This is a genomic window from Enterococcus sp. 5B3_DIV0040 (assembly GCF_002140755.1).
Taxonomy (GTDB): Bacteria; Bacillota; Bacilli; order Lactobacillales; family Enterococcaceae; genus Enterococcus_D; species Enterococcus_D casseliflavus.
Genome location: NZ_NGLC01000001.1, coordinates 1,284,656 through 1,293,443 on the forward strand (window position 1 = coordinate 1,284,656; position 8,788 = coordinate 1,293,443).

Genomic DNA, 8,788 nt, shown 5'->3' on the forward strand with positions numbered 1-8,788 from the left:
AGAGGATGAAAAGCTGTTTCTGTTCGCTTTTCCAAAAGTAATCTATCCGCTATAATGGCAAACGAGAAGGTGAACACGTGTATAAAGGAAAAGTTGCGGTTAGAAAAATCGTAGAATTTATTTTGCGCCGAGGCGATATTGATAGCCGTAAAGTCAGTAATCATACCGCGCAAGAAGGCGCCCGTATCCATCGCCAACTACAAAAAGAGGCTGGGGATGCGTATCAAAAAGAAGTCTTTTTCAAACGAGAAAGCCAAATTGAGAAAGATTCGATCACTGTCGAAGGACGTGCCGATGGTCTCTTTTTTGATGCAACTGTTAATTCTTGGGTGATCGATGAGATCAAAACTTCAGAACCAGCGTTCGAAGATATCCCTGAAGATCAAATCGATTTGTTTTTTGCCCAGGGAATGGTTTATGCTTATTTGTTTTTACTACAAGAAAATGAACAAGCAGCGCTTAGTGACAGTGAAAATCAAGAGAAACCAGAAGCAGAACCTACTGCTGAAGGTAATGATCCGAAGAGACCCATCGATCGAATCGCCGTACAATTGACTTATTATCAAACCACTGAAAAGCTGACCACCCGTACGAGAAGAACATTTCAGTTTTCAGAATTAGCTGTTTTTTATGAAGAATTACTTCAGGAATATCATAAATGGTTAGTTTTTCAAGAGAATTGGCGCCGTGTCCGCAATACGTCTTTGCAGCTGCTGTCTTTTCCCTTTGAAACCTTTCGCAAAGGGCAGCGAGAGTTAGCAGCAGCGGCGTATAAAACACTAAAAAATGGCAAGCGACTTTTTGCGGAAGCGCCAACTGGAACTGGAAAAACCATGTCAACGCTGTTTCCCGCATTAAAAGTGCTAGGGGAAGAAGGGGCTGATCGGGTCTTTTATCTGACGGCGAAGACGATCACCAGACAAGTGGCCGAAGATGCATTGAGCAAGTTAGCAGACAACGGTAGTGAAACCAAAAGTGTCACGATTACCGCCAAAGACAAAATCTGTTTTTTAGATGAACGAAACTGTACGCCAGAACACTGTGCGTATGCGCAAGGCTATTACAATCGAATCAATGAAGCATTATGGGATCTGTTGCATCACGAGAACCAAATAACCCGAGAAGTGATCGAGACCTACGGAAAGAAACATACGGTCTGTCCCTTCGAGCTTTCACTGGATGTCAGTGTCTTTTGCGATGTCATTATTGGTGATTATAATTATTTGTTTGATCCCACCGTTTATTTGCGAAGATTTTTTGAGGAGCCGGATGAAGAATATTTCTTTCTAGTGGATGAGGCCCATAACTTAGTCAACCGTTCCAAAGAAATGTATTCGGCAACCATTACCCGGCAGCCATTTAAGGAATTAAAGAAGAAACTATCCAATGACCAGCAAAAATTAAAACGCGCCCTAAACAAAGTTGACAAAGAATTTGCGGCTATTGCTCAAATAGCAAAAGAGGAAGAGTGGGAATACCACCATCAAGCAGCTCCCCATGAAACGATGGTCAATCAGCTCTACAAAGTAGCTGAATTGATGAAGGAATGGTTGCCGGCAAATCCTGAGCATGAATTGCAAGAAGAAGTGCTGCAAGTGTATTTTGAAGCTAATCATTATTTGAAGATCAGTGAATTTTATGATGATCACTACGAAACGACGGTGGAGATCGACCGCTATGATATCAAACTACGGCAATTTTGCATCGAACCAGCGCCGTTTTTGGAATCTGTGTTAGATAAGGGCAAGGCCAGCCTGTTGTTTTCTGCGAGCTTTACTCCTTTGTCCTATTATCAAGAGGTGTTAGGAGGCGGCAATGAAGCTTTGCGCTATCGCCTGCCAAGTCCTTTTGATCCGAAAAATCAGGGGATTTTTATTGCAGACTATATCCAAACAACGTATCGCCAACGTGAAGCCAGCATTCCTGCAATCGTTGATGCAATCCAGCAAATGACTGCAGCGAAAGCGGGAAACTATATGGTCTTTTTCCCTTCTTATCGTTACTTGGATGATGTGGCGGCAGCATTTTCCCAACAGGCGCCAGAGGTGGAGGTCTTGATTCAGGGGACAGCCATGAACGAAGTAGAGCGCGAGGCGTTTCTTGCACAGTTTCAATCTCTTGAGCGGCAACGATCATCCTTGCTAGAAACAAGTCAAGACGGACAAGAGAGCCAGCCAAAAACATTAGTGGCATTTTGTGTCCTTGGTGGAATTTTTTCTGAAGGGATCGACTTGAAAGGCGATCGCTTGATCGGTGCGGCAGTGGTAGGAGTCGGACTGCCGCAAATCAATCACGAGCAAGAATTGATTCGGGAATATTACGATGAGAAAAAGGCAGCTGGCTTTGCGTATGCCTATCAGCTGCCCGGGATGAATAAAGTCCTGCAAGCAGCCGGTCGAGTGATCCGGGATGTCAGCGATCGCGGCGTGGTGTTATTGCTGGATCAACGTTTTCGGACACCGCGTTACCAAGAACTTTTCCCACTGCACTGGCAGCATGCCTTAAACATTCGTCGGCCGCAAGAGTTATCAAAGGCATTGACTCATTTTTGGCAAGAAAAAAACTAGAAGCAGAGCTTTCAGGAGAGGTTGTGCAAAATCAGCGGGTAAGGCCGATTTTGCCTAACCATCACGTTAGACTCTGTTCTAGTTTTTTTTGATTAGCGATAATTTGTAAACTGTAAATCGATCGTCAGGGGCAGTTTACGCAACAATTGGATCACTTCTTGCAGATCGTCACGACTTTTGCCGGTTACCCGAATTTGATTGTCTTGAATTTGAGTTTTAACTTTTAGCTTGGCGTTTTTGATCGCTGTCGTTATTTTTTTGGCGTTTTCTTTATCGATCCCATTGATCAATTCTGCCGTTTGACGAGCTTTTGCCCCCAAGGCATGCTCCGTTTCGCCAAATTGAATATTTTTCGTTGGTACATTCCGTTTGATCAGCTTCGCAAAGAGCACATCTTTGATTTGCTCCAACTTAAATTCGTCATCTCCAACGATCGTCAGTTTGCCCTCAGTCATCTTGATTTCTACCGTGGAGCCTTTAAAATCAAATCGGTTTTTCAATTCTTTTTCCGCCTGTTGAATGGCGTTTTTCACTTCTTCCGTGTTGATCTCAGATACGACATCAAAACTTGCTTCTTTTGCCAAAATCAATCACTCCTCTCATCTCTTACCTATGATTTTAACATGGAGGCGAACGATTCGGGAATCAAAAGTAAATTTTTGCAAATAATTGTTTCATTTTTTCACACAAACTGCTATTCTTTGGAAGGAGATTTTTAGTGAAGGAGCTAGATCATTGTGAGTAAGTTATTAACGAAGCACGAACAATCAGAACGATTGAAAAAAATAGGGGTTATTTTGCTGTCAGGTATCACCGCAGCCATTGCTTTAAATTTCTTTTTGATTCCCGCAAACGTTCTTTCTGCTGGGATGAACGGGGTCGCCCAATTGATCGTGGCACTTGCCTTGGAACATTTTGGCGTTCACCTTAGTACAGGGCTGTTTATTTTCCTCTTAAACTTGCCTATCTTTGTTCTCGGGTTCATCAAACTCGGGAAATCATCGACACTATTGAGCTTTATCAATGTCGTTGTCGTTTCTGTCTTAACGATAATCCTTCCACAAGGAGCAATCACTGACAATATTTTGGTTAACGCTTTGCTCGGTGGCGTACTGTTAGGCGTCGGCGTTGCGTTTTCACTGAAAATGGGTTTTACCACCGGCGGAATGGATATCCTTTCGTTGATATTATCAAAAACGACTGGAAAAACGGTCGGTAAATATATGTTTATTTTAAACGGCATCATTGTCATGGTCTCAGGTTTCGTCTTTTCTTGGGAAAGTGCCTTGTACACGATCATTTCGATTTTCGCAATGAGCTACGTGGTGGACATGCTGCACACAAGTCATCAAAAGGTAACGGCGATGATTATTACGACCAATGCGGAAGCTGTTGGGAAAAATATTTCTAAGCATGTGTTTCGTGGCATGACTTTGTTCCCCTCAGTCGGAGGGTATTCAGGCGTACCAGGCAATATGATCATGATGGTCGTGACCCGCTACGAGATCTACGATTTAGAACAAGCCGTTTTAGAAGCAGACGGCAATGCGTTTATTAACTTTGTGCCGACCCAATCGATCACAGGTCGTTTTGCGACAGATGATGAACAACGGACCTTTAAAACGACAGGGGTCTTCCCAGAACTGAAAATACACAAGAAAAGCCGTCCATAATCCAGGATCGTCCATTTACAAATCTTGCAAAAGAAGGTATTATTTGAAACAAGAATTAAAGGAGGTCTTCAACCGTGGCATATACTGAAGTAGAAGCAGAAGCAATCAAAGAGCGTGTCTTGGCTGCCTTGGAAACCGTGATTGACCCTGAGTTGGGGATTGATATAGTGAATCTAGGCTTAGTTTATGAAGTCGAATTTGATGCAGAAACAGGCAATACCGTAATCAAAATGACCTTAACAACAATGGGCTGTCCCTTAGCCGACGTATTGACTGAATCGATACACGAAGCATTAAGCGATATTCCAGAAGTCAAAAATCCAGAAGTAAAACTAGTCTGGTATCCCGCATGGACGACCGATAAAATGAGTCGTTATGCACGGATTGCTTTGGGGATTCGTTAAGGATTTGTGTTGATTTAACAGCGTTTCTCACTCATTTAGTATGTAGTCTGAACCATTTTTTCGGACTTCGGATACCAGATGAAATGAGGGTATTTTCGATACGGATACCATACTTAATGAGACGATAATTTCTGAACTCTTTTATTAACTTTTAGAAAAAGTTGATAAGGGAGTTTTTGTTTTGCAAAATTTCAGGTTAGAGGAACTATTAGAAGAAATGTTATTCAACGAAAAAGCCAGAGGAATCTCACAAAAAACGATAAAGAAGCATCAGAAGTTTTTGAATCTGTTCTTTGAATTTTTGAAAAAAGAGCAGATATACTTTGTTGAAGACGTGACACCAAAAAGCATTCGGCAATTCATGTTGATGAAATTAGAAGAGGGATGTGCTGAAACATATGTGAATAGCCATCTAAGAAGCATCAGAGCGTATTTTAAGTATTGTGTAGATGAAGATTATGTCCGATACGATAGAAACCCCTGTATGCGTGTTAAATGGGTTAGAGAGCGTAAGGTAATTATTCAGACATTTAATGATATGGAAATCAAAGAAATGTTGAAAGTAGCAAAGAAGTTAACTTTCTTTAAACCTCAGAAAATGGATAAGCAACACACTGGCTATCAAACAAAATTCACGAATCAAAGGGATTATTTGCTCTTACTTATTCTTATAGATACAGGATTAAGAATCAGTGAGGTAATGAACTTAAAAGATGTTCACGTCACTAATAAAGAGTTATTTGTTGAAAATGGGAAAGGGAAGAAAGATAGGATTGTTCATTGCTCACCGTTGATTTACAAAGAATATATAAAATACAAACGAGTAGCAAATTCCTTTTTTGAATATAATGAAATAGAGAATATAGACAATTATGTATTTTTGACAAGAGAAGGCAAACAATACAATTATATTTTAGCTGAACGAGCAATCATAAAAATTGGGAATCAATGCAAGATTAGAAAATCTATTCGAGTAAGTCCACACAGTTTTCGGCATTATTTTGCCCAAAAATTGGTTCGGAATGGGACTGATATTTATAGAATTCAAAAACTACTAGGGCATGCTTCAATAAAAACGACTGAGGTGTATCTGAGAAGTTTAAATATTGAAGATGAAATTAGTAAAGCGGTCAATTTTTCACCACTTCAAACGATTTAAAAGTGTTGCTGGTAGTTTTAATATCAATTAATAGAAATCAAAAGAAATGTAGATTTAGATTATTTAAGAACTTAAAATTCATTTTTTTAGAGGACACACAACATGGCTAAAACATGGTCTTGGGGAGAAGTTGCAAAAGGAAACAAACGTGCTAAAGGAACTGGTTCAGGTGGAACTGGTGGAGGATTTTTTGTTCGTGGAGATTTAGATTATGAAATGGGAGATTTACAACGTTTAACAATTCCTTATGTGTTAGATGAAAACGGTCAACCCAAAATGTTGATTTACTCAGCACCAATTCATTACATTGAAAAACGTGGATTTATTAAATTACAAGGACCTAAAGGTGGAACTTATTCTCCATACTCTATCCGTTGTATGAACCCACTATCTCAAGTTGACTTTGAAAAAGGTAAAGAAATTGCTGAACGTGGTCAATATTGTGCATTATGTACTCTAGCAAGTTTGCAAACAACTGCTCGTTTCGCTAAAATTGAAGAAAAATATGGTTCTGTGGAAGAGTTTAAAGCAATTCCTAAAGATAATGCTGAGAAAAAAGCATTCATTGATTCTTTAAATGAAGGTGACCGAGTTCGTGCTTCTTACAATAACCAACGTAAAGAAACAAACTATGAAACATACATGTTAGTGTTGCGTTTTGAATCTGAAACAAAAGAAGTTGCAGGAGATTTCGGTGTAGAAAAAGTTTCTACTGTAAAATTAGGAACAAGCGGTTTACCAATTTGGAAACCACTATTAATGAAAGTATCTCAAAAACGTATTGAAAAATTCACCAAAGCACTACAAGATGCAGGTCGTAATCGTCAATTAGCACCTGAAATGATTCATTCATTTACTGATGCTACTGGTCAAGAAGTTAAAACAGCGTTTATTGACTTTGAATTAGACTTCCCTGTCCGTAATGAAAAAATGAATTCAGCAGCAGATTTAGAAATTCGTGCGATGTCTACTGAAAAATCTTGTATTACACAAGCATTTGTAGATGAAATCTTAGGAAAATCTAAAGATTTAATCGAGAAAGCAGACTTGGCTTGGGAAAAATCACATGCAAACTTACAAGAGTTTACAAATGATGAATACCAATCTTATATGGAAGATAAAGGAGCTTACTTTACTTCATTGAAAGAACAATATCTAACTCAAAACGATGTTGAATTTGCTCATAAAGTGTTAGAAACTGCGAAAGGTAATAACCAATTCGCTAAGAAAGAAGATGTTGAGGGAGCTGAAGCTACTGAAACAGTAGTAGTTCCAGATGAAAAACCTGTTAAAGAAAACACTGCAGTAGCTGATGAATCAGCAATCCCTGCTGAGGATTTACTAGGTTTAGGTGATTTAGAGATTTAATAATAAGTAATAGAGAGAGTCTATTAAATAAATACTGCTTAGTAATTACTAAGTAGTATTTTTCATATTTACAAATTTAACATTATGATACTTATGTTTTTTGTAACAAACTATATAATGTATCATGGATGGGTTAATCTATTTATATTTCTTTTATTATTAGAATTTATATATAGAACATTTTGGTTTATTTACTCTGAAACTTAAGAGATACGAGAATAATTATTCTTGTATTCCTTTTCTATAGTCCAATTGGAAACCACTATTAAAGAAAGTTCTCAAAAACGTATTGGAAAATTTACTTAAACTTTACAAGATGCGGGACGTGCAAATTTATTATCATATGTTGCATTCATTAACTGATTCTGTTGGTCATGATGTTGAAATAGACAACAGAGATAAACAAGATATAGACAAAGAAAAAATAAGATGACTTCTGAAAAAGTCATTTTTTTTGTAAGAATAGGTAGTTAAGTTCTTATAAAATTTATATACTAGAGCTTCAAAAATAATATGTTGCAAACTTTTTAACCAGAATATTTTTTAATGATTTAGTATTATATTGAAACATTTTCACAATTAAATGGTACAATTATATAAGTAGTTATTTGAAGATGTGAGGACTGATTGAAATATTTAATAATAAATTGAGCCAAAGAGAACATCAAGCGGTTTATATTTTAGATGTTTTGGAACTGGATATTCAAACAAAAGACATTATTAAAAGTTCTATAAATGAGATATCCAGAGGAGCTAAACGTGGGAAAAAGGAACTTATGTCAATAGTTATAAAAGACTTGTTAAACTTTCTCGAAAGACAAGATGAGAATAAAGTCAAAGGGACTGTTGCAGAATTTTTTATTCATCTTTTTCTAAGAAGCCAAGATTTTGAACAACATTGTTGCTTTATGAACTTAGAAGAAAACTCAATGAAAAAAGGATTCGATGGATTGTACACTCATGATGGTGAAACTTGGATTATGGAGAGTAAGTCAACTGCTTATAAAACATCATCTGGAAAACACAATCAGAATTTAAGTAAAGCATATCAAGGCTTAAAAAAATCAATGAAAAGAAGCGGAAATAGTGGCAATAATTCTTGGTCTAATGCCTTGAATCATACATATATTGCATCAAATGAATCTGATGCTACTGATAGTTTAAGAGATAAATTACTATCAGCATCAAATAAATATGTGAACAATATTGAGTTAGATTTGGGAGAATATAATATTATTCCTTGTTCAACAATCTTTATCGAAGATTATTCAGGTAAAACTTACGAATCTAGTCATGACGAAATATTTCAATCTGTTAATAAACATGTGTGTAATAAAGAGGTAATTTTATGTGTAATGAACAAAAGCGTTAACATTTTTATTGAATGTTTAGAAGAATTGTTATGCGAATTGGATGGGGATGTAAATGAAAAGCAATGAGCAAACTGAGTTTACAAAAATAGTAAAGGAAAATGAACTTATAAATGAAATTATAGTAAAAAAACTCTCGTTACCGAATTATGAATTGTCAGATAACGAGAAGGAATTCATTTTAATAATAGCCAGCATCTTTCTTAGGGAGTATGAAAAAGTACCTTCTAAATCGTCGTATAAAGAT

General features: G+C 37.3%; 8 protein-coding genes. 7 read left to right on the forward strand and 1 reads right to left on the reverse strand.

Features of this window, described 5'->3' with window-relative positions:
- Positions 1-77: 77 nt before the first annotated feature.
- Positions 78-2,567 carry an ATP-dependent DNA helicase gene (locus A5883_RS06160; protein ID WP_016620833.1) on the forward strand — a complete coding sequence of 830 codons (2,490 nt, stop codon included), beginning with the start codon at positions 78-80 and terminating at the stop codon, positions 2,565-2,567.
- Between the two features lie 92 nt (positions 2,568-2,659).
- On the opposite strand, the gene A5883_RS06165 is transcribed toward A5883_RS06160, so the two are convergent.
- Positions 2,660-3,151 carry a YajQ family cyclic di-GMP-binding protein gene (locus tag A5883_RS06165; protein WP_005230187.1) on the reverse strand — a complete coding sequence of 164 codons (492 nt, stop codon included), beginning with the start codon at positions 3,149-3,151 and terminating at the stop codon, positions 2,660-2,662.
- 153 nt (positions 3,152-3,304) lie between these two features.
- Between A5883_RS06165 and A5883_RS06170 the strand changes: the two genes are divergently transcribed.
- The 6 genes from A5883_RS06170 to A5883_RS19365 form a co-directional block, all read left to right on the forward strand.
- Positions 3,305-4,240 (forward strand): YitT family protein, encoded by a 936-nt coding sequence (locus tag A5883_RS06170; protein WP_005236241.1) that lies wholly within the window; start codon positions 3,305-3,307, stop codon positions 4,238-4,240.
- A 74-nt stretch (positions 4,241-4,314) separates the two neighbouring features.
- Complete coding sequence (locus A5883_RS06175) at positions 4,315-4,644, forward strand: metal-sulfur cluster assembly factor (protein ID WP_005231940.1); 330 nt, start codon at positions 4,315-4,317, stop codon at positions 4,642-4,644.
- 181 nt (positions 4,645-4,825) lie between these two features.
- A complete protein-coding gene (locus A5883_RS06180; protein ID WP_086338157.1) occupies positions 4,826-5,803 on the forward strand; it encodes a tyrosine-type recombinase/integrase in 978 nt (325 codons plus the stop codon).
- Between the two features lie 102 nt (positions 5,804-5,905).
- On the forward strand, positions 5,906-7,171 hold the full coding sequence (locus tag A5883_RS06185) for a hypothetical protein (protein ID WP_086338158.1): 1,266 nt from the start codon (positions 5,906-5,908) through the stop codon (positions 7,169-7,171).
- 647 nt (positions 7,172-7,818) lie between these two features.
- Complete coding sequence (locus A5883_RS06190) at positions 7,819-8,610, forward strand: hypothetical protein (protein ID WP_086338159.1); 792 nt, start codon at positions 7,819-7,821, stop codon at positions 8,608-8,610.
- Positions 8,597-8,788, forward strand: a 192-nt coding sequence (locus tag A5883_RS19365; protein WP_217809235.1) for a hypothetical protein, incomplete at its 3' end; no start/stop codon positions are given. The genes A5883_RS06190 and A5883_RS19365, both read left to right, overlap by 14 nt.